Origin of the sequence: Sphingomonas sp. (assembly GCF_019635515.1) — a bacterium.
Lineage (GTDB): Bacteria > Pseudomonadota > Alphaproteobacteria > Sphingomonadales > Sphingomonadaceae > Sphingomonas.
This window is the reverse complement of sequence record NZ_JAHBZI010000001.1, coordinates 335737-355091: the sequence shown is the minus strand read 5'-3', so window position 1 is coordinate 355091 and position 19355 is coordinate 335737. Positions and strand designations below refer to the sequence as shown.

The 19355-nt window shown below is 66.3% G+C and carries 18 protein-coding genes; 9 read left to right on the top strand and 9 right to left on the bottom strand.

Annotated features, from left to right (window positions below):
* Positions 1-15 precede the first annotated feature (15 nt).
* The 4 genes from lgt to pgeF are packed head-to-tail and all read left to right on the top strand — an operon-like array spanning position 16 to position 3307.
* On the top strand, positions 16-903 hold the full coding sequence (gene lgt / locus KF730_RS01815) for a prolipoprotein diacylglyceryl transferase (protein WP_294091840.1): 888 nt from the start codon (positions 16-18) through the stop codon (positions 901-903).
* Between the two features lie 39 nt (positions 904-942).
* Positions 943-2040, top strand: coding sequence for an SAM-dependent methyltransferase (locus tag KF730_RS01810; RefSeq protein ID WP_294091839.1), 1098 nt, complete (start codon positions 943-945; stop codon positions 2038-2040).
* Positions 2037-2540 (top strand): GNAT family N-acetyltransferase, encoded by a 504-nt coding sequence (locus KF730_RS01805; protein ID WP_294091838.1) that lies wholly within the window; start codon positions 2037-2039, stop codon positions 2538-2540. The genes KF730_RS01810 and KF730_RS01805 overlap by 4 nt, the downstream gene beginning before the upstream one ends.
* Positions 2537-3307, top strand: a complete 771-nt coding sequence (gene pgeF / locus KF730_RS01800; protein ID WP_294091837.1) for a peptidoglycan editing factor PgeF — start codon at positions 2537-2539, stop codon at positions 3305-3307. Before KF730_RS01805 ends, pgeF begins: the two co-directional genes overlap by 4 nt.
* Before the next feature lie 11 nt (positions 3308-3318).
* Here pgeF and KF730_RS01795 read toward each other — a convergent pair whose 3' ends face one another.
* Entirely contained in the window at positions 3319-4458 is a 1140-nt protein-coding gene (locus KF730_RS01795) for an N-acetylmuramoyl-L-alanine amidase (RefSeq protein ID WP_294091836.1), read from the bottom strand.
* A 182-nt stretch (positions 4459-4640) separates the two neighbouring features.
* On the opposite strand from KF730_RS01795, the gene KF730_RS01790 reads away from it, so the two are divergent.
* Complete coding sequence (locus tag KF730_RS01790; RefSeq protein ID WP_294091835.1) at positions 4641-5957, top strand: cystathionine gamma-synthase family protein; 1317 nt, start codon at positions 4641-4643, stop codon at positions 5955-5957.
* On the opposite strand, the gene KF730_RS01785 is transcribed toward KF730_RS01790, so the two are convergent.
* Complete coding sequence (locus KF730_RS01785) at positions 5954-6952, bottom strand: SGNH/GDSL hydrolase family protein (RefSeq protein ID WP_294091832.1); 999 nt, start codon at positions 6950-6952, stop codon at positions 5954-5956. The two genes, KF730_RS01790 and KF730_RS01785, sit on opposite strands and share 4 nt — an antisense overlap.
* Positions 6953-7093: 141 nt before the next feature.
* Between KF730_RS01785 and KF730_RS01780 the strand changes: the two genes are divergently transcribed.
* Both KF730_RS01780 and KF730_RS01775 read left to right on the top strand, forming a co-directional pair.
* The gene (locus KF730_RS01780; RefSeq protein ID WP_294091830.1) at positions 7094-7270 is read left to right on the top strand and encodes a hypothetical protein; all 177 of its coding nucleotides are present in this window, start codon (positions 7094-7096) and stop codon (positions 7268-7270) included.
* Positions 7271-7433: 163 nt separating this feature from the next.
* Positions 7434-7640, top strand: a complete 207-nt coding sequence (locus tag KF730_RS01775; RefSeq protein ID WP_294091828.1) for a cold-shock protein — start codon at positions 7434-7436, stop codon at positions 7638-7640.
* A gap of 66 nt (positions 7641-7706) precedes the next feature.
* On the opposite strand, the gene KF730_RS01770 is transcribed toward KF730_RS01775, so the two are convergent.
* Together KF730_RS01770 and KF730_RS01765 are read right to left on the bottom strand one after the other, a co-directional pair.
* Positions 7707-8603 carry an iron-containing redox enzyme family protein gene (locus KF730_RS01770; RefSeq protein WP_294091826.1) on the bottom strand — a complete coding sequence of 299 codons (897 nt, stop codon included), beginning with the start codon at positions 8601-8603 and terminating at the stop codon, positions 7707-7709.
* Between the two features lie 89 nt (positions 8604-8692).
* The gene (locus KF730_RS01765) at positions 8693-10258 is read right to left on the bottom strand and encodes an MFS transporter (RefSeq protein ID WP_294091824.1); all 1566 of its coding nucleotides are present in this window, start codon (positions 10256-10258) and stop codon (positions 8693-8695) included.
* A gap of 73 nt (positions 10259-10331) precedes the next feature.
* On the opposite strand from KF730_RS01765, the gene KF730_RS01760 reads away from it, so the two are divergent.
* Complete coding sequence (locus KF730_RS01760; protein WP_294091823.1) at positions 10332-12842, top strand: glycoside hydrolase family 9 protein; 2511 nt, start codon at positions 10332-10334, stop codon at positions 12840-12842.
* On the opposite strand, the gene KF730_RS01755 is transcribed toward KF730_RS01760, so the two are convergent.
* Both KF730_RS01755 and murA read right to left on the bottom strand, forming a co-directional pair.
* Positions 12826-13590, bottom strand: a complete 765-nt coding sequence (locus tag KF730_RS01755) for a hypothetical protein (RefSeq protein WP_294091821.1) — start codon at positions 13588-13590, stop codon at positions 12826-12828. The genes KF730_RS01760 and KF730_RS01755 overlap by 17 nt on opposite strands.
* 276 nt (positions 13591-13866) lie before the next feature.
* Positions 13867-15153 (bottom strand): UDP-N-acetylglucosamine 1-carboxyvinyltransferase, encoded by a 1287-nt coding sequence (murA, locus tag KF730_RS01750; protein WP_294091819.1) that lies wholly within the window; start codon positions 15151-15153, stop codon positions 13867-13869.
* Between the two features lie 151 nt (positions 15154-15304).
* On the opposite strand from murA, the gene KF730_RS01745 reads away from it, so the two are divergent.
* Positions 15305-16012: a Crp/Fnr family transcriptional regulator gene (locus tag KF730_RS01745; protein ID WP_294091818.1), complete on the top strand. Its 708-nt coding sequence runs from the start codon at positions 15305-15307 to the stop codon at positions 16010-16012.
* A gap of 191 nt (positions 16013-16203) precedes the next feature.
* Here the strand turns inward: KF730_RS01745 and clpS are convergent, their stop codons facing one another.
* From clpS to phaC, 3 genes are all read right to left on the bottom strand, one after another.
* Positions 16204-16536 carry an ATP-dependent Clp protease adapter ClpS gene (gene clpS, locus KF730_RS01740; protein ID WP_294095649.1) on the bottom strand — a complete coding sequence of 111 codons (333 nt, stop codon included), beginning with the start codon at positions 16534-16536 and terminating at the stop codon, positions 16204-16206.
* 242 nt (positions 16537-16778) lie between these two features.
* Positions 16779-17501 carry a phasin family protein gene (locus KF730_RS01735; protein WP_294091817.1) on the bottom strand — a complete coding sequence of 241 codons (723 nt, stop codon included), beginning with the start codon at positions 17499-17501 and terminating at the stop codon, positions 16779-16781.
* Between the two features lie 113 nt (positions 17502-17614).
* A complete protein-coding gene (gene phaC / locus KF730_RS01730) occupies positions 17615-19348 on the bottom strand; it encodes a class I poly(R)-hydroxyalkanoic acid synthase (RefSeq protein WP_294091815.1) in 1734 nt (577 codons plus the stop codon).
* Positions 19349-19355: the final 7 nt, after the last annotated feature.

Genomic DNA, 19355 nt, shown 5'->3' with positions numbered 1-19355 from the left:
TCTATCCGGGCGGGGATGACCGATCTCCTGACCCTCGCCGCGGCCTCGGCCGGCCATATCCATTTCGACCAGCTCGGCCTGAGCAAGGTCGCGCTCGATCTCGGCTTCTTCACGATCAAATGGTATTCGCTGGCCTATATCGCCGGCATCCTGATCGGCTGGTGGTATCTCGGGCGGCTGCTGCGCCAGCCCGGCGCGCCGATGAGCAAGGCGCATGCCGACGATCTCGTCTTCTACGCGACGCTCGGCATCATCCTTGGCGGGCGGATCGGCTATATCCTGTTCTACGCGCCCGAGATGCTGGTCAATCCGATCAGGGCGGTCAGCCTGTGGGACGGCGGCATGTCGTTCCATGGCGGGGTCATCGGCGTCACCCTCGGAATCATTCTGTTCGCGCGCAAGAACGGGCTCAACTGGCTGCGTATCCATGACTATGTCGCCTGCGTGGTACCGTTCGGCCTGTTCTTCGGGCGGCTGGCGAATTTCGTGAACGGCGAATTGTGGGGCAAGCCCACCAATGTCGCATGGGGAATCGTCTTTCCAAACACGGTGATGGCCGGGCAGATCGAGCCGGTTCGCCATCCGAGCCAGCTCTACGAAGCCGGGCTCGAAGGGCTGCTGCTGTTCGCGGTGCTGTGGTTCTTCTTCTGGCGGACCAAATCGCGCTACGAGCCGGGCAAGCTCACCGGCATTTTCCTGCTCGGCTATGGCCTGTGCCGCTTCACCGTCGAATTCTTCCGCGAGCCCGACAAGCAGCTTGTCTGGCTGGCCGATATGACCGGGCTGCATATGGGCCAGTGGCTGTGCCTGCCGATGATCGCCGGCGGCATCTATCTGATCGCGACCGCGGCGGGCCGCCGCCAGCGGGTCGAGCCGATTGCGGGCGGCGAAAGTGTCGCCTGATCTCGTCTCTTTAATGAAACCGTCACCCTGAGAAGCTCGATGGCTGACGATAACCCCCTCGCCGCCGCGCCGCGGGAGCGCGCCGAAAACGCCGCCGAACCCTTGCTGCCCGAGCGGCTGGCGCGGGCGATCACGCTGGGCGGGCCGATCCCCCTGTCGCAGTTCATGGCCGCCGCCAACGCGCATTATTATGGCACCCGCGATCCGCTGGGCGCGCGCGGCGACTTCACCACCGCGCCGGAGATCAGCCAGATGTTCGGCGAGCTGATCGGGTTGTGGCTGGTCGACATGTGGGAGCGGGCGGGAAAGCCGCCGGCGCGCTATGTCGAGCTCGGGCCGGGGCGCGGGACGCTCGCCGCCGACGCCTTGCGCGCCATGGCCAAGGCCGGACTCGCGCCGCCGGTCGATCTGATCGAGAACAGCCCGATGCTGCGCGCGGCGCAGGCCGAACGCGTGCCGAACGCCGAATTCCATCTCGACCTGATCGGGCTGCACGACGATGTGCCGCTGCTGGTGATCGCCAATGAATTCTTCGACGCTTTGCCGATCCGGCAATTGATCGCGACCGGCGAGGGCTGGCGCGAGCGGCTGGTCGCCTGTCAGGACATTTTGTTCCTGCCGATCGCCGGCGACCGCAGCTTCGACATGATCATTCCGCGCGACCTGCTCCAGGCCGATCCCGGATCGGTGCTGGAGACCTCGCCGGCCAGCGTCGCGATCCTGCGCGGGCTGGCGGCGCGGCTGCTGGCGCAAGGCGGCGCGGCGCTGATCATCGACTATGGCTATGAAGGCCCCGCCATCGGCGATACGCTGCAGGCGGTGAAGGACCATGCCTATGCCAACCCGTTCGACACGCCGGGTGAGGCCGACCTCACCGCGCATGTCGATTTCGCGACGCTCAAAGAGGCTGCCGAGGCCGAGGGACTGACCGTGCACGGGCCGGTGACGCAGGGCGCGTTCCTCTCGGCGCTGGGCATCGCGGCGCGGACCGAGGCGCTCGCCAAGGCGTCGCCCGAACGCGCGGAGCAATTGGCGCTCGACCGCGACCGGCTGATCGATCCCGAGCAGATGGGCGAACTGTTCAAGGTCATCGCGCTGACCGCGCCCGGCTGGCCGGTGCCGGCGGGTTTCGCATGAACTATCGCGACGCCACCGCCGCCGATCTGCCGGCGATCGACGCATTGTTCCGCGAGAGCTTCGATGCGACCTTCGGGCACCTTTACGCGCCCGAGGATGCGGCGGCATTCTTCGCAGGCTTCACGCCCGAAGCCTGGGCGGAGGAATTCGCGCAACCCGATCTGCGCTTCCGGATCGCCGAGGACGAAGCCGGGCTCGCGGGATTCTGCAAGATCAGCGACCTGCAACTTCCCGCCGAAACCAGCGCTCGCACGATGGAATTGCGCCAGCTCTACCTTGCCGAGCGCGCCAAGGGCGGCGGCGCGGCGCAGGCGCTGATGGACTGGGCGATCGCGCAGGCCCGGGCGCGCGGGGCCGAGGAGATCTGGCTGACGGTGTACAGCGACAACCACCGCGCCAAGCGTTTCTACGAACGCTACGGCTTCACGGATCAGGGGCCCTATGCGTTCATGGTCGGCAATCAGGCCGACGAGGACCGGCTGTATCGGATGGTGCTGTGAGTCCAAAGCCTGACGAGGTCGAGGTCAATCGCGCCCGTGCACTGGAGGGCGTCGCGCACGGGTTTCTCGGGCGGCGTGGCGGGGTTTCGACCGGCGTCCATGCCGGATTGAATGTCGGGCTCGGGTCGCACGACGATGCGCGGCTTGTCGAGGAGAACCGCCGGCGCGCGGCCGACGCGATCCTGCCCGGCGCGCCGCTCGCCACGGTGTTTCAGGTCCATTCGGCCGACGCGGTGATCGCCACCGCGCCCTTTTCCGAGCGCCCGCACGCCGACGCGCTGGTCACCAGCACGCCCGGCCTGTTGCTCGGCATCCTCACCGCCGATTGCGCGCCGGTGCTGTTCGCCGACCGCGAAGCCGGTGTGGTCGCCGCCGCGCATGCCGGATGGAAGGGCGCGCTCGGCGGCGTCACCGATGCGACGATCGCGCGGATGGAGGAGCTGGGCGCCAAGCGCGAGCGCATCGCCGCCGCGATCGGCCCGTGCATCGCCCGCGCCAGCTATGAGGTGGACGAAGGCTTTTTCCGCCGCTTCGCCGAGGCCGATCCCGCCAATGAGCGCTTCTTCGCCGATGGCAAGCCACGGCATTACCAGTTCGATCTCGAAGCCTATGTCGCGCACCGGCTGGCGGCCGCGGGACTCCGCACCGTCGAGACCATGGGCGAGGACACCTATGCCCAGCCGGGACGCTTCTACAGCTTCCGCCGCGCCACCCACCGCCAGGAAAGCGATTACGGCCGGCAGATCTCCATCATCGGACTGCGCTAGGCAGCCTGCCGCTACAATCGCTTGACCATTTCCGCGCGGATCGCGGTGGCGATCGAGGCGAGCACCGTATCGCGGTTGGCGGCGGCATCGGGGCCGGAGATGAACGCCTTGTCGACCTCGGCATTGGTGATGTGCTCGACCTCGAGATAGGCGGCGAGACACTTTCTGGGCTTGCCGCTATTGCCGAGATAGTCGTCGCGCAGCACGCCGAGCCGCTTCTTGCTGGTATCGGTCTCCGGCTTCACCTTGCGATCCTTGGTCGCCGGCCGGACCTTGCGCAGGCCGGCAAGCATCGCGGCGTGGATCGCCGCGCAAAACGCGATGTCTTCGGCCTCGTTCTGGTTGCCGTTCGCCTTCACCGCATAGAAGGTCTCGGTTCCGCTGAGCGCCGGCTCGCCGCCGTTGAAATGCATGCAGACGAAGACGCTGGCATTGTTGGCGCCGGCCTTGCCCGCGCGATCGGCGAGCCGGGGATTGATATCGGTCTCGCGGGTCAGCACGACCCTGATCTTCTGCCCCGCCGCTTCCGCCTGGCTGGTGAGAAGCTCGCGGAGCCGCTTGCACCATTGCAGCGCGAGATTCTTTTCGAGAACCCCCGAAGCGCTGGTGGCGTTATTCCACGAACCCGTGCCCGGCCCTTCGTCCTTCTTCAGGCCGCCATGGCCGGGATCGATGACGATCGTGCCGATATCGACCGCGCTTTGCGCCGCGCCGGCCTTGGTCGCGCCAAGCAGCGTGGTCGCCTCGGCCAGCAGCGCCAGCACGTCATCGGGATAGCTCGGCTTTGGCGTGTAGATGGGGCCGATGAAGCGGATATAGTCCTGGGGCGTCGCGACATGCTTTTCCCAGCCGGCATAAGGCGCGCGGGCGATAAAAGCCCAATAGCCGGCGATGAACTTCTCGGGCGTCGCGAACTTGCAATAGGCATCGAGCCCGTCATGCGCCTGATACATCACCTTGGTCGCATAGGGCGCCATCTCGTCGCGCCATTTCAGCCCTCCGAAATTGTTGTGCTGCGTCGCCAGGCCTGAAGTGCCGCGCCCGCTTTCCACCATCCACTGCGCCAGCGTCACCGCCTTCAGCTGCGGATATTGTATCGGCTGGCTCGCATAGAGTTGCGCCAGCCCGGCGATCGGCGATGTGCCCGGCATAAGTTCCCCTCCCGAAAGTATCGATGCCGCGAAGCTATGCCGCGACACACTTGCGTGGAAGTGCAGGAATCGTCCGTTGCGGTTCCTTCGGGCGCCGTGGAACGTTGATCCTGCGCTCCAGATTGCGCTCGCAAAACCGAATGATCTGGTTACAGACGATACGATATTTTCCGGAGATCCTGATGACCGACGAAACCGAAGCCGATCTGACCGGCGGCACCCCGCGCCGCCGCCCCAAGGCGAACGTCGAGAAGGTCGGCAACCGCAAGCTCAAGCCGGCGACGATGATGATGGGGCATGGCTATGATCCGATGCTCTCCGAAGGATCGTTGAAGCCGCCGATCTTCCTGACCTCGACCTTCGTCTTTCCCAACGCCGCGGCCGGCAAGCGCCATTTCGAGGGCGTCACCGGCAAGCGCCCGGGCGGCGCCGAGGGGCTGGTCTATTCGCGCTTCAACGGGCCGAACCAGGAGATCCTCGAAGACCGGCTCGCGATCTGGGAAGAGGCCGAGGACGCGCTGGCCTTCTCCTCGGGCATGTCGGCGATCGCCACGCTCTTCTTGTCCATGGTCAAGCCCGGCGACACCATCGTCCATTCGGGGCCGCTCTATGCCGCGACCGAGACGCTGATCGGCCGCATCCTCGGCCGCTTCGGGGTGCATTGGGTCGATTTCCCGGCCGGCGCGACCCGCGAGGAGATCGACGCGGTGCTGAGCAAGGCCGCGACCGGCAATGTCGCGCTGATCTATCTGGAGAGCCCCGCCAATCCGACCAATGCCTTGGTCGATGTCGAAGCCGTGCGCGCCAGCCGCGACGCGATCTTCACCGGCGCCAACAAGCCGCCGATCGCGATCGACAACACCTTCCTCGGGCCGCTCTGGGCGCAGCCGATGAAGCAGGGCGCCGAGATCGTCGTCTATTCGCTGACCAAATATGCCGGCGGCCATTCCGACCTCGTCGCCGGCGGCGTGCTCGGCTCGAAGGAGCACATCAACACCATCCGCCTGATGCGCAACACCATCGGCACGATCTGCGATCCCAACACCGCGTGGATGCTGCTGCGCTCGCTCGAGACGCTGGAATTGCGGATGAGCCGCGCCGGCGAGAACGCCGCCAAGGTCTGCAACTTCCTCAACGGCCATCCCAAGGTCGACCGGGTCGGCTATCTCGGCTTCCTCGATGAGCAGGGCGATGCCCGCCAGGCCGATATCTATCGCCGCCACTGCGCCGGCGCGGGATCGACCTTCTCGCTCTATCTTAAGGGCGGCGAGAAGGAGGCGTTCGCGTTCCTCGACGCGCTCAAGATCGCCAAGCTGGCGGTGTCGCTCGGCGGTACCGAGACGCTGGCGTCGCACCCGGCGGGGATGACGCATTTGTCGGTCCCGCAGGCGCGCAAGGACGCGCTGGGGATCACCGACAGCCTGGTGCGGATATCGATCGGCGTGGAAGATGCCGACGATCTCATCGCCGATTTCGAGGAAGCGCTGAACGCGATCTAGAAGAGCGGCTGCACGGCCCCCTCGATCAGGCCCGCCATGGTGCGATGGTCCTTGAGCGAGGGGTGCCAGTTGCATCCGGTCAGTTCCAGCGCCGGCACGCGCAGCATCGCCGCGCCCGCCTGCGCGGCGACGGCCTCGACATCGGGCGCGAAGTTCTCCGCCGCCATCAGCACGAACTTCGCCTGGGGCTGCTCGCGCTTGAGCCGGCGAATGAAGGCCATATATTTCGCGCGGTAATCGGCGTGGAGTTGGTCGGCGCTACCCCATGCCTCGCCGGGCTTGAGCGCCGTCGAGAAATCGTTGGTGCCGAGGTTGATGACGATCACGCGCGGGCGCCACGCCCTGTCGGCGGCGGCGGGCAGCACCGCGGTCTCGCCCGGCACGATGCGCGGATAGCGCGCGGGCAGATTGTCGCCGGGCGCCTTGCCGGCATAGTTTCGCACCACGCCATATCCCGAATAGGCGATCACCCGGTAATCGGCGCCGAGCGCCTTGGCCGCGAGTGGGCCGAAAGCCAATTGCGTGTCGGTGGTCGCGCGCACCCTGGCCCCGTCGCAGTCGCGCGTCGGCGAGGTATTGCCATATCCCACCGTGTGCGAATCGCCGATGAACTCGATGTGCCGCGCGCGCGGCTTGACCGGCAGCGCCACGCCTCTGGTCCAGAAGCCGAGGAAGCGCGGCCCGCCCGACTGGCTTTCGGTGACCTTCTCCAGCCGCACCGCATGTTCGCCGTTCCCGAGCCCCGACACGGTGAAGCGCGTCTCGCGCGGTTCGGCGAGGGTGGCGCGGACTTCGCCGTCGACCAGCAGCCGCACCGGCTCGCCGCCGGTATCGACCGCGACGGTCACGTCGCCGCCCCTGAAGCGGCTCTCGAAATAGACGCCCGGCCAGCCGAAGCGGCCCTCGGCGCTCACCCGGCCCGGCGTCTGGACAACGAGCGGCATCTCGTCGGGAATCGCGGTGAACAGCAGCGGCAGCGCGAGCAATGCTTTCATGCGCGCAAGGCTAGCCCGCATCGCCGCGCCGGAGAAGCACTGTCATTTCGCCGCCGGCACCCTATATCGAGCAGGCTGCTCCGTATCGGATCAGAGCGTTGGCCGCCCCGGCTCGAACGCCGGAGTCCCGGAAGGACAGAAATGAACCCCTCTTCGCAAATGTGCCGCAAGCAGGAAGCCCATCACCGCGAACTGGCGGCCGCCGCGACGCTCGACAATAGCCGCGTGGTCGCGCTGCGCGCCGCCGATGCCTGGGCCAAGGAAGCCGCCGACGCCGAGCGACGCGAAAAACGCCGCGAGACGGTCGTCGCCGAATAGGCCCACAATTGCTCTCCGGGCGGTTTGCGCCTATATGGAGCGGGCTATCGTCGCCTGTGACGGAATATTAGGCCCCTGGGGCCGACCCTTCCATTTCGCGCTTCCTGGCTCCGCCGCGCACGCTGCGCCGCGGAATTTCCATGTTTCGTGAAAGGAACATTCCATGCCGATCGGCAAAGTAAAATTCTTCAACAACGACAAGGGCTATGGCTTCATCGCGCCGGAAGACGGCGGCAATGACAGCTTCGTCCACATCAGCGCCGTCGAGCGCGCGGGCATGAGCACGCTGCAGAACGACCAGCGCCTGTCATACGAGATCGAGACCGACAACCGGGGCAAGTCCTCGGCGGTGAATCTCCAGGCTCTCTAAGCGCCCGGAGCCCCGGCTCAAGAATCCGGCCCGCTTCCCGGCAAGGGAAGCGGGCCGTTTTCGTTTCTAGCTCCAGAGGTACGCGCGATACGCTTCGAAACAGCGCTCACCGCATTTGAGGCGGATCAGCGCGCCCTCGGCCATCGCCGTCGCGCGGCGTGGATCCTCTTCCACGGCGGGGCGGATGGCGTTCCGGTTCCACTCCTCGCTATGCTTGACGTCGAGCACCGCGTGGAGCGTGAAATAGCGCGCTTCCTTGGGGCTCAGACCGACGCGCTTGAGACCTTCGGCGACCAGCGCCGCGCGGCCCGGCGCGGTCAGTTCGATCGCGCCGAGCGCGCCCACCGAATGCCAGGCGTAGCGGCGGTTGACCGCCATCGCCGTCATCGCATTGGCGAGCGCGAGGCTTTCCCACACCGTGTTCTCGATCACCGGCTCGACCTGGAGCGTCTCGACCAGGGCGTCGAGCATCGGCCCATGCATGCCCCTGGCGGTGCCGTGGCCCATCTCGTCCCAGTAGTTGCGCGCAAGTTCGAGCTTGGGCTCGACCGGCAGCTTGACCTGGGTCAGCGCGACGAGATCGTCGAACCCGGCCTCGCCGGCGGCTTCCTGTTCGAAGAACCATCGAAGCTGGTCCTTGCCGGCTTCCTCCGCGAGCCACGGGAACAGGGGGTCGCCCTGTCCCGGTCCGCTCGCCTTCAGATCCTCGAACCAGGCGATGAAGCCGTCCGCGTCGGTCGGTGCCCGCGCGGCTTCGTCGATTACCTCGGCGCGCAGTTCCTCAAGGAAGCCGCCTTCGAGCCGCTGCATCTTCACGTCGCGTTCGAAGCGGTGCTGCCAGGCGTCGCTCGGGAAACCCGGCATCAGCCGCTCGCGGTTCCAATGGGCGAGGCCGCGCTGGAAACTGTCTTTGAGGAATTGGGAATCGGGCTTGTCGGTGAATTCGGGGGCACGAGTGGCCATCGGGTCGCTCTCCAGTTCTGAGCCACCAACCCGGCAACACCCTGCGCGTTCCGCCTCCGCGCGGCTAACTAACGTGGATCAGGCGATTTTCAGACGAGCGGTTCATCCAGCGCGTCGTCGAGCAGGCGCAGGTCGCCGCCGCGCGTCTCGCGGCCGAACCAGGCGACGAGGATCAGCGCCGCCGCCACCGGCACCACCACCGCCCCGGCGACGATGCCGATCGGCGGCACCAGCCGGGTGATCGACAGGCCCTGCGCGATCACCCCGCCTCCCTTGGTGCACGCCGCCACCCAGCCGGTGGCGCGCCCGCGCACGCGCAAGGGAAAGCTCTCGGCGGTGTAGGGCAGCACGATCGCGATGATCCCGTTGATGCCGACGATCAGCAGCGCGAAGGGAAGCACCGGATCGCCGCCGCCGAACAGCTCCAGCCGCAGCACCCCCAGCAGCCCCAGCGCGAGAATGCCGATCGCCGAGACCAAAGACCATTTGGTGCTCCACAGCGAATAGATCAGCGCGCAGGCGAAGGCCATCGGGATGGCGATCAGCGCCGATTTGGCGAGCAGGCCATTGGCGACTTCGAGCGCATAGCCCTTGTCGCGCAGATGCGCCGGCAGCCACAACAGCAGCCCGAAATTGACGAAGCCCCAGCTCAGCGCGGTGATCGAAAGCGCGGTGAGCTTGCCATAGAGGTGCATGCCCTTGAGGGCCCCGTGCGGGCGACCGGATGCCGCTGCCGGCGCTTCGGTCTCGCGCACTACCGCGCCAAACTTCGCCATCACCTTCCGCGCCTCGGCGGCCCGGCCGCGCGCGAGCAGGAACTTGGCGCTTTCGGGGATGAACACCCCGAGCAGCACCAGCGCGAGCCCAGTCGGCAGGTTGAGCAGCCACAGCACCCGCCAGCTGAGGATCGGAACGAGATAGGTCGCCGCACCGCTCGCGGCGAGATAGCCGCCGCCCGCGCCGAGCCCGCCGACCAGCACCAGGCTCCAGCCGCGATGCTTGCTCGGCATCATCTCGGCGAGCAGCGCATAGGTGACGGGCAGCATGCCGCCGGCCGCCGCGCCCATCATGAAGCACATGCCGATATTCCAGTAGAGCGACGGCATCGCTCCGCAGATCGAGGTGCCGACGAACATCACCGCCGACAGCAGGATCGTCGCCTTGCGGCCATAGATGTCGGCGAGCACACCCCACAGGATCGATCCGGTGACGGTGCCGACCAGCGCGAAGAACGGCACCAGCGAGGCGACCGACTGATCGACCATATATTCGTGCTTCATCCCGTCGATGGTGAAGCCCAGCGCAGCGGGCTTCATCGTGTCGATGACCAGGGCGACGACCAGCACCGCCATCAACCCCCAATGCGCCGGCCCCAGTTGCGCATCCTCGGGCGCGGCGACGGTGATGCCGGCGCTGGCGGCACGCTGCGCGGCGAGATTCCGCGGCAGCAGGCCATAGGCCGCGATCAGCGCGCCGCCGACGATCAGCGCCATACCGAGGATCATGTCCCAGCCCATCGCCATGCCGGCGAGCATGAAATGCATGTCGCGCCCCATCAGGAACATCGGAATGTGCATCAGCACGCCGATGGTGACGCACACGCAACCGAGCGCGAACGCCCAGGCGCCGCGCCGATCCGCCAATGCTCCCGTCATTTCCCAGCCCCCCGCTTTGCCCGCCGCCACGCTTGTGTTAGCGCTAACGTAATGCGGGAACCAACCTGCCACGATGGAGAGCGATGTGAAAGCCAAGGCGTTCCGACTGATCTGCGCGTGCCTGCTGGCGGGCACCGCGCTGCCCGCCACGGCGCAGGACCTCCGGCTCAACCAAGCCGGCTATTTCGAAGCCGACGGCGCCAATCTGCTGGTCTTCTCCAACTGGTATGACGGGCTGTTCGCGGACGCCAAGATCAGCGGCGTCGAGATCATCCAGCAGGGCGAGCGCATCGCCACCAACGGCGATGTCCGCCTCTCCGCCACGCCCGGCCAATGGGATCCGATCGGGCGGATGGTGAAGCGTGACGTCGACGCCAGCACCGGCGCGATCGAGGTGCTGCTCGAATATCCCGAGCATGAATTCCGGTACCGCATCCGCGCCGAACGGCGGGGCGGATCGGTGGTGCTGGCGGTGATCCTCGATGCCCCGCTGCCCGCGGCGCTGGCGGGCAAGGCCGGGCTGAACCTGGAATTCCTGCCGGCGGCCTTCTTCCACAAGAGCTGGATGACCGACGGCGCCAGCGGCACATTCCCGCTGCACCCCGCAAGCGACATGGTCGCCGGCGGCGAGCGCAACGCCGCGAGCGGGCGCGATATCGGGCCGGGCGCCGAGCCCTTGCCCTTCGCGAGCGGCAAATCGCTGGTGCTGGCGCCCGAGGATCCGGCGCGGCGGGTGACGATCGCCTCGAGCGCGGGGGTGCGGCTCTATGACGGCCGCGACCAGGCGCAGAATGGCTGGTTCGTCGCGCGTACCCTGATCCCGGCGGGCAAGACCGGCCGGGTCCTCGAATGGAGCGTGACCCCGAACAGCGTGGCGGGCTGGAAGCGCGCGCCCGTGATCGGTCATTCGCAGCTCGGCTATGCGCCGGGTCAGGCCAAGCGCGCGGTGATCGAGCTCGACGCCAACGACCCCGGCGCCGATACCGCGCGGCTGCTGCGCGTGACCGACAAGGGCGAGATGATCGAGGCGCTGGCCAGCCCCGCCCCCGAATGGGGCAAATATCTGCGCTATCGGTATCGTAGCTTCGATTTCAGCGCGGTCCGCGCGCCCGGCATCTACATGCTCGAATATGCCGGCAAGCGCACCGCGCCGTTCCGCATCGCCGCCGACGTCTATGACAAGGCCTGGCACCCGAGCCTCGACGTCTACCTGCCCGTCCAGATGGACCACATGGCGGTAAACGAAGCCTATCGCGTCTGGCACGGCGACAGCCACCGCGACGATGCCCGCCAGGCGCCGGTCAACCACGAGCATATCGATCTCTACGCGCAGGGCCCGACCACCGACACGCGGTTCGCGCCCGGCGAGCATATTCCCGGCCTCAACGTCGGCGGCTGGCTCGACGCCGGCGACTTCGACATCCGCACCCAGACGCAATATGCCGTGATCCGCAGCCTCGTCGATATCTGGGAGCGGCACCGCCCGGCGCGCGACCAGACCCTGGTCGATTGGGATCTGCGCCATGCCGAGATGCACGTCCCCGACGGGGCGCCCGATCTGCTCCAGCAGATCAAGCATGGGGTGCTCTATCTCGCCTCGATGTATGATGCGGTCGGCTATGCGGTGCACGGCGTGGTCGAGCCCGATGTCGCGCAATACACCCATCTCGGCGATGCCGCCTCCAAAACCGACGGGCTGGTCTATGATCCCAGCCTCAAGCGCGGCGAGCGGCGCGACGGCAAGAGCGGCACGCCCGACGATCGCTGGGTGTTCACCAGCAAATCCTCCGCACTCAACTATGGCTCGGCGGCGGCGCTGGCGGCGGCGAGCCGGGCACTCAAGGGCCATGACGATGCGCTCGCGGCCAAGGCGCTGAAGCTGGCGACGGGCGTATGGGACGAGGAACAGGGTCACGCCCCCAACACCTTCAGCCATGGCAACACCACCGGCGGCTGGCTGCCCGGCGAGGAATTCACCGCCGCGGTCGAATTGCTGACCACCACCCGCGACAGGAAATACGCCGCGCGGATCGAGGCGCTGTGGCCGGAAGTGTCGAAGCGCTTCGGCTTCTACGCGACCACCGCGATCCAGGCGCTGCCCGAGATGCCGCCCTCGTACCGCGCCGCGGTCGAGGCGGCGGCGAGGCAATGGCAGGCCCAGCCCGCGCCCGGCAACCCCTATGGCGTGCCGATCACCGAAGGCGGCTGGGCGGGCAATGGCGCGGTGATCCAGACCGGCCTCACCGACTATGCGGTGCACAAGGCCTTCCCGGCGATCAGCGACGGCAGCCGCGTATTCGCCGCGCTCGATTATCTCCACGGCACGCATCCGGGATCGGACATCTCGTTCGTCTCGGGCGTCGGCACCGTCTCCAAAGAAGTCGCGTACGGCAGCAACCGTGCCGATTTCTCGTTCATTGCCGGCGGCGTGGTGCCCGGCGCACTGATCCTCAAGCCCGACTTCCCCGAGAACAGCGAACATTGGCCGTTCTTCTGGGGCGAGAACGAATATGTCGTGAACATGAGCCCGAGCTATATCGCGCTGGTCCATGCCGGTATCGACTTGCTCAAGGAGAAGCGCTGACCATATCGGCCGGTACGAAAGCGAAGGCCTGCACGGCACTGTTCTGGAACAGCACCCGGAAGCCACCTGGCCCATCGACATCGTCGATATAGCCAAAAATCGATGAGACGGATGCGCCGGAGGCCGCGGGGTCGATCGTGCTCAGGGTGACGCCGAGATGATGAGCGCACCCGGCTGACAGAATAGACGGACTCAGGATCAGGATGCCGGTCCAGTCGGGATTGGTCGCAACGTCGTTGAAATGGGCATGATAGGGGTCGGTACGCTTGCTGTGCGCGTCTCGAAAGACGCTGTCGATGCGACCGACGAGCGCGGCGTCGATGCGACCGACGAGCGCGGCGATTGACGCGGGCTCGGCGGCCGAGAAAACAGCCGCTTGCGTCCATTGCGAAGGATCGGACAAAAGGCCGACGCCATCGGGAGTCCATAACGCTCCCTTCTTCGACTTGCTGATCATCAAACACTGCTTCACGCCGGGGCGTATCTGAAACCTCCAGCCCGAAAGCGTCAGCACATTGCTGAAGCCCGGCGTGCCGCCGCACCCACATACTGCGGGACCCAGCGGTGTCGCGTTCGCGATCACCACCACCCCATCGTTCACCATCAGCGCGTCGCGAAGCGCTTCGCCGGGCGCGCAAAACGCCAGCTCATTTGCGGATCCGGGGCCTGTCGCGAGGATCACCTTTTCCCAATTGCCCGAGGCATCGAGAGCGACCGACAGGCCGCCCGGCAGGATCAGATCGGCCATGCCGGTCGTAGATCAGCTTTCCGTTCCCCAGTCGAGCCGAGCGAAAAGTCCTTTGCCGCAGGCATCGCGCTGATGGCGTGCGGGAGACCGACGGGAGAGAGACGCGCATGGCGCATATTCAAGCGGGATGCCGCCGCTTTCTCGGCGTCGCGGCGATCGTCCAGCTCGGTGTTTCCCTCGCCATGGTTCTTCTCGCGAGAGCGGGAACCCGGGGTACCCGGCGCCGCGCTTCCCGGCTCTGGGTCCCGCTTTCACGGGGATGACGAAAAGGGGGTTTTACCCGTCGCCAACCCGCTCGATATCCGCGCCCACCGCCTGGAGCTTTTCCTCGAGCCGCTCATAGCCGCGATCGAGGTGATAGACCCGGTTCACCTGGGTCTCGCCCCCGGCCATCAGCCCGGCGATGATCAGGCTCATCGACGCGCGCAGATCGGTCGCCATCACCGGCGCGCCGGTCAGCCGCTCGACGCCGTGCACCACCGCCGTGCGCCCGCGCACATCGATATTCGCGCCCATCCGCGCCAGCTCGGGCACGTGCATGTAGCGGTTCTCGAAGATCGTCTCGGTGAAGACGCTCGCACCTTCGGCCATCAACTGCATCGCCATGAACTGCGCCTGCATATCGGTGGCGAAGCCCGGGAACGGCGCGGTGCTCAGCGTCAGCGGCTTGAGCGGACCGCTGGCGGCAATGCGGATGCCGTTCCTCTTCTCCTCGACCGTAACCCCGGCCTCGACCAGCGCGTCGAGCGTCGCGCGCATGTCGTCCGCCGCCGCGCCGATCAGCTCGACATCGCCGCCGGTGATCGCCGCCGCGCAGGCATAGCTGCCCGCTTCGATGCGGTCGGGCATCACCTTGTAGGTCGCGCCGTGCAGCCGGTCCTTGCCCTCGATGGTCAGCGTCTCGCTGCCGATGCCGTCGATCGACGCGCCCATCGCCACCAGCAGGTTGCACAGATCGACGATCTCGGGTTCGCGCGCGGCATTTTCCAGCACGGTGGCGCCCCTGGCCATCACCGCCGCCATCAGCACATTCTCGGTCGCGCCGACCGAGACCACGGGGAAGCGATAGCGCCCGCCCGACAGCCGCCCGCCCTTCGGCGCGCTCGCCTTCACGTAGCCGGCGGCGACTTCGATCTCGGCGCCGATCGCCTCCAGCGCCTTCAGATGCAGGTCGATCGGGCGATTGCCGATCGCGCAGCCGCCGGGCAGCGACACCGTCGCCTCGCCGGCGCGGCCGAGCAGCGGCCCCAGCACGAGGATCGAGGCGCGCATCTTGCGGACGATATCATAGGGCGCGACCGTCGAGGTCAGCCGCCCGGCGCGCATCGTCATCACCCGCCCGAAATCGCTGGGGCGCGTGCCCTCGATCGCGGTCGATGCGCCAAGCTCGTTGAGCAGATGCCCGAAGCTGTCGACGTCCGCGAGCCTGGGCAGGTTGCGCAAGGTTAAGGGTTCGTCGGTTAACAGCGCGCACGGCATCAGCGTCAGTGCGGCGTTTTTTGCCCCGGAGATCGGGATCTGGCCTGCGAGGCGGTTTCCGCCCCGGATGAGGATTCGGTCCATTGCGGACTTCTAGCCGCTGGACCGCGTCAGGCAAGCATGGTGCAATTTACACCGCTTGATCGACTTTAATGCATTGATTCCACTGCACTGCTTCACGGTGTGCCGGTGGGGGAGAAGTGAACGCGTGTCCGGTAGTTGCTTTGCCGAAGTATTGAGCGAGCTTGTCGATCTGACGGAAGTCGAACGGGACGCGCTCGAAAAATTGGAAGAACGCCAGCGGCCCCTGCGCCGCGGGGCGGTGTTGCAGCGCGAGAATGAAGCGTGTGGCGAGCTGTTCATCCTCCGCAAGGGGCTGATGATGAGCTATGTGCTGCTCGACGACGGCAGCCGCCAGATCCTGCGCTTCCTGTTTCCCGGCGACATGCTCGGTATCTCCTCCGCGATCTACAGCGAAGCGCCCGAGACGCTGGCGGCGCTGTCGGACTGCGTGGTCAGTCCGTTCGACCGCACCGCGCTCGCCGAGATGATGGTCGCGCATCCCCGCCTCGCCGCGATGGTGCTGGTCTATTCGCAGATCGAGCGCGTCGCCCTGACCGACCGGCTCGCCGCGCTGGGGCGCACCAGCGCCAAGGCGCGTGTCGCCGCCTTGCTGCTCGAACTGCGCAACCGTCTTCGCGCCACCGACAAGAGCATCGCCAATGTCTTCGCGCTCGGGCTGACCCAGGAGGAGATCGGCGACGCCACCGGGCTCACCGCGGTCCATGTCAACCGGATGCTGCGCCAGCTCGAGGAAGAGAAGATGATCGCCCGCGAAGGCGGCCGCGTGACATTGCTCGACGAGCGCGCGCTCGGCCGCGCCGCCAATTACGTCAATCGCTATGAGGGGCTCAGCCTCAACTGGCTGCCCAAGCCCAATTGACCGGGCCGAGCTGACTTTCCGGAATTGCCGCTTCGACAAAGCGGCGGCCGGGCGGCGGTTTACGAGGGAGTTCAACGCCGCCCGGCGCCGTTCCCTACTACCCCCCGGCCTCAGGAACATGCTTGTCCTAGCGGATGCGCAGGGTTCTTTCGGCTACGGTAATATCCGTAGATGCGACCGAAACGGCCAGATCAGGCCTTTTCCATCGTGCATTGCAGCGGGTGCTGGTTCTGCCGGGCGAAATCGATCACCTGGCTGACCTTGGTCTCGGCGACCTCGTAGCTGAACACCCCGCATACCCCGACGCCGCGCTGGTGGACCGCCAGCATCACCCGGGTGGCCGCCTCCATGTCCATCTTGAAGAAGCGCTGGAGCACCAGCACCACGAACTCCATCGGCGTGTAATCGTCGTTGAGCATCAGCACCCGATACGGCGTCGGCTGCTTGGTGCGCGTGCGGGTTCGCGTGGCGAGCCCGACCGAAGGGCCGTCGCCGCGGCGATCGTCATCGCCATCCTCGGCCATGCGAATCTGGAAATCGGTGCTGTGGTGCATCGCGCTGGAAAATATGGGTTCGGGTGGGGAAGGGCAAGGGTTTGCACCGACCCTCCCCTCGCCATCCCCGCGAAAGCGGGGATCCAGGGTAACAGGCGGTGTCGTTCGTGGCTCCGGGTCCCCGCTTTCGCGGCGATGACGAGCCGGGACGGCAAAAGGGCGGCCACCCTCTCGGGTGACCGCCCTCTCTACCTGTTAGCGAAGCGCCAGGCTTACGCCGCGGTCTTCACCTTCTCGGCTGCGACCGCGAAGCGGCTCGACAGCGGCTGGGCGGCGTCGCCGGCCAGCTTGATCATCGCTTCGGTGTTCTTCGACGCTTCGGCGACATAGGAGTCGAACGAGGTGCGGAAGAAATCGCTCTGGAGCTTGAAGAACTCGGTCGGCGACTTGACGGTGCCGAAGGTCTTGAGCGCGGCGGTCGCGGTCTCGAACGACTTGCGGCTATACTCGGCGGCGTCCTGGCCCAGCGTCTCGAGGCCCTTGGCCGCGATCTTGCCCGACTCGACGATCGCTTCGACATTGCCCTTGGCGAAGTCGTTGGCTTCTTCGATCAGCTTGGTCGACTTCTCGACGGCAGCCTTGGTGCGGTCGTTGAAATCGGCGAACATGGCCTGGGCCTTCTGGGTGTTTGCTTCGATCATGGTCTCAACTTTCGTGGTTGCCGGAGCGACGGTTTCGGCGATGGCCTCCTGAACGGGCTCGATCGCGGCTTCGACGGTCTCGGTGGTTTCGATGACTTCCTGCGTTGCTGCTGCCACGGCCGGAGCCGGCTCGGGCAGCGCCTCGACAACCGCGGCAAGCGGTTCGACGGGAGCTGCCGGGACGGCCTTCTCAACCTTGGGCGCAGCAACGACTGCCTTGGCTGCCGCCGGCTTGCGCGCGGCCGGCTTGGCGGCGGTTTTCACCGTGCCGTTCTTCGGTCCCTTGCTTGCCATATGACATTCCCTGCTTGATTGCTGCAATGCGGCATATATGCAGGCTCGTGTTGCAATGCAAGAGGTTTTTTGTGCACTGCAACAAAAATGTTTTAGGACATAAAGACAGTTACTTAGCGCGTCTTCACATAGGTGCCAGGGGCATCGGCAAGCGCCTTGAGCTTGCCCTTTCCGGGCACGCGCGCGCCCTTCGCGGCGACCTTGGCATCATCCACGCCCTCGATCCAGCCGATCCAGTGCGGCCACCAGCTACCCTTGGTTTCCTCGGCGCCGGCGACGAACTCGGCGAGCGTCTCGACCTTGCTGTCGTTGGTCCAATATTGATATTTGCTCGCGCTCGGCGGGTTGACGACCCCGGCGATATGTCCCGATCCGGCGAGCACGAACTGGATCGGCCCCTTGAAGTGATGGGTGATCTTCCAGACGCTGGCGGCGGGGGCGATATGGTCCTCACGGCCCGCCTGGACATAGGTCGGCGTCGTCACCTGCGAGAGATCGAGCGGCGTGCCGTTGATCGCCAGCGCCCCCGCCTCGACCAGCTTGTTGTCGCGGTAGAGGTCGCGCAGATAATCGAGATGCCAGCCCGCCGGCAGGTTGGTCACGTCCGAGTTCCAGTGGAGCAGATCGAACGGCGCGTAATCCTGGCCCATCAGATAATTGTTGGTGACATAGTTCCAGATCAGGTCGCGTCCGCGCAGCAGGTTGAACGTCGTCGCCATGTAGCGCCCGTCGAGAAAGCCCTCGCCGCCCAGCGACTGGATCAGGTTGAGCTGATCGTCATCGACGAACATCTGCAGATCGCCGGCCTCGGAGAAATCGACCTGCGCGGTGAAGAAGGTGGCCGAGGCGACCTTGTCCTTCTCGCCGCGCGCCGCCAGCACCGCGAGCGTCGCCGCCAGCGTCGTCCCCGCGACGCAATAGCCGATGGCGTGGACGGCATCGACGCCGAGCAGCGCGCGCACGGTATCGATCGCGTCGATCTGCCCGCCCTCGATATAATCGTCCCAGCGCACATCCTTCATGCTGGCGTCGGCCGATTTCCACGAGACGACGAACACCGTCAGTCCCTGGCTGACCGCCCAGGCGATGAAGCTCTTCTCGGGCGTCAGGTCGAGGATGTAGAAGCGGTTGATCCAGGGCGGGAAGATGATCAGCGGCGTCTTGAAGACCTGCTCGGTCACCGGCGCGTACTGGATCAGCTCATACAAGGGCGTGCGCTTGACGACCTTGCCCGGGGTCATCGCCAGATTGCGGCCGAGTTCGAACGCCCCTTCCGCGGTCTGGGTCATCTGGCCCTTCTGGATGTCGGCCAGCATGTGCTGGAGTCCCTTCAACAGGCTCTCGCCCTTGGTCTCGACGATCTTTTCGAGCACCTGCGGGTTGGTCGCGGGGAAATTGGTCGGGCTGATCGCGTCGATAAAGCCCTTGGTGGCGAAGCGGATCTGCTCCTTCTGCTTGCCCTCGACCCCGTCGAGCGCGTCGACGCCCTTCAGCAGATGGTCGGCGATGACGAAATAGCTCTGGCGGAGGAAATCGAACACCGGCTCCTCGCGCCATTGCGGCGCCTTGAAGCGCTTGTCGCGCGCCTGTTCGGGCGTCTCCTCGAACGGCTGGGCATGCGCGGGATCGAGGAAGCGCTGCCACAGCTGCATCGAATCCGCCCAGAAATCGGCAGTCGCGCGCATCGCGGTGGCGGGATCGAACATCGCGGTGAAGGCGGGATTCGCCGGCGCGTTCTGCATCACGTCCATGCCCTGTTCGAGCATCATCTGCTGCGCCTTGCCGAGCACCCAGGTCCAGTGCTGCAGGTCTTCGAGGCTCGGGGTCGGCGTGGGGGTCTCGGCCATCAATCCT

What these genes read in the sequence shown, in the direction of transcription:
- KF730_RS01780 (WP_294091830.1), top strand. Translation starts at nt 7,094, where the DNA reads ATGAACCCCTCTTCGCAAATGTGCCGCAAGCAGGAAGCCCATCACCGC.
- KF730_RS01805 (WP_294091838.1), top strand. Translation starts at nt 2,037, where the DNA reads ATGAACTATCGCGACGCCACCGCCGCCGATCTGCCGGCGATCGACGCA.
- KF730_RS01775 (WP_294091828.1), top strand. Translation starts at nt 7,434, where the DNA reads ATGCCGATCGGCAAAGTAAAATTCTTCAACAACGACAAGGGCTATGGC.
- phaC (WP_294091815.1), bottom strand. Translation starts at nt 19,348, where the DNA reads ATGGCCGAGACCCCCACGCCGACCCCGAGCCTCGAAGACCTGCAGCAC.
- KF730_RS01765 (WP_294091824.1), bottom strand. Translation starts at nt 10,258, where the DNA reads ATGACGGGAGCATTGGCGGATCGGCGCGGCGCCTGGGCGTTCGCGCTC.
- clpS (WP_294095649.1), bottom strand. Translation starts at nt 16,536, where the DNA reads ATGGCCGAGGATGGCGATGACGATCGCCGCGGCGACGGCCCTTCGGTC.
- KF730_RS01760 (WP_294091823.1), top strand. Translation starts at nt 10,332, where the DNA reads ATGGAGAGCGATGTGAAAGCCAAGGCGTTCCGACTGATCTGCGCGTGC.
- KF730_RS01790 (WP_294091835.1), top strand. Translation starts at nt 4,641, where the DNA reads ATGACCGACGAAACCGAAGCCGATCTGACCGGCGGCACCCCGCGCCGC.
- murA (WP_294091819.1), bottom strand. Translation starts at nt 15,153, where the DNA reads ATGGACCGAATCCTCATCCGGGGCGGAAACCGCCTCGCAGGCCAGATC.
- KF730_RS01770 (WP_294091826.1), bottom strand. Translation starts at nt 8,603, where the DNA reads ATGGCCACTCGTGCCCCCGAATTCACCGACAAGCCCGATTCCCAATTC.
- KF730_RS01810 (WP_294091839.1), top strand. Translation starts at nt 943, where the DNA reads ATGGCTGACGATAACCCCCTCGCCGCCGCGCCGCGGGAGCGCGCCGAA.
- KF730_RS01735 (WP_294091817.1), bottom strand. Translation starts at nt 17,501, where the DNA reads ATGGCAAGCAAGGGACCGAAGAACGGCACGGTGAAAACCGCCGCCAAG.
- KF730_RS01785 (WP_294091832.1), bottom strand. Translation starts at nt 6,952, where the DNA reads ATGAAAGCATTGCTCGCGCTGCCGCTGCTGTTCACCGCGATTCCCGAC.
- KF730_RS01795 (WP_294091836.1), bottom strand. Translation starts at nt 4,458, where the DNA reads ATGCCGGGCACATCGCCGATCGCCGGGCTGGCGCAACTCTATGCGAGC.
- lgt (WP_294091840.1), top strand. Translation starts at nt 16, where the DNA reads ATGACCGATCTCCTGACCCTCGCCGCGGCCTCGGCCGGCCATATCCAT.
- KF730_RS01755 (WP_294091821.1), bottom strand. Translation starts at nt 13,590, where the DNA reads ATGGCCGATCTGATCCTGCCGGGCGGCCTGTCGGTCGCTCTCGATGCC.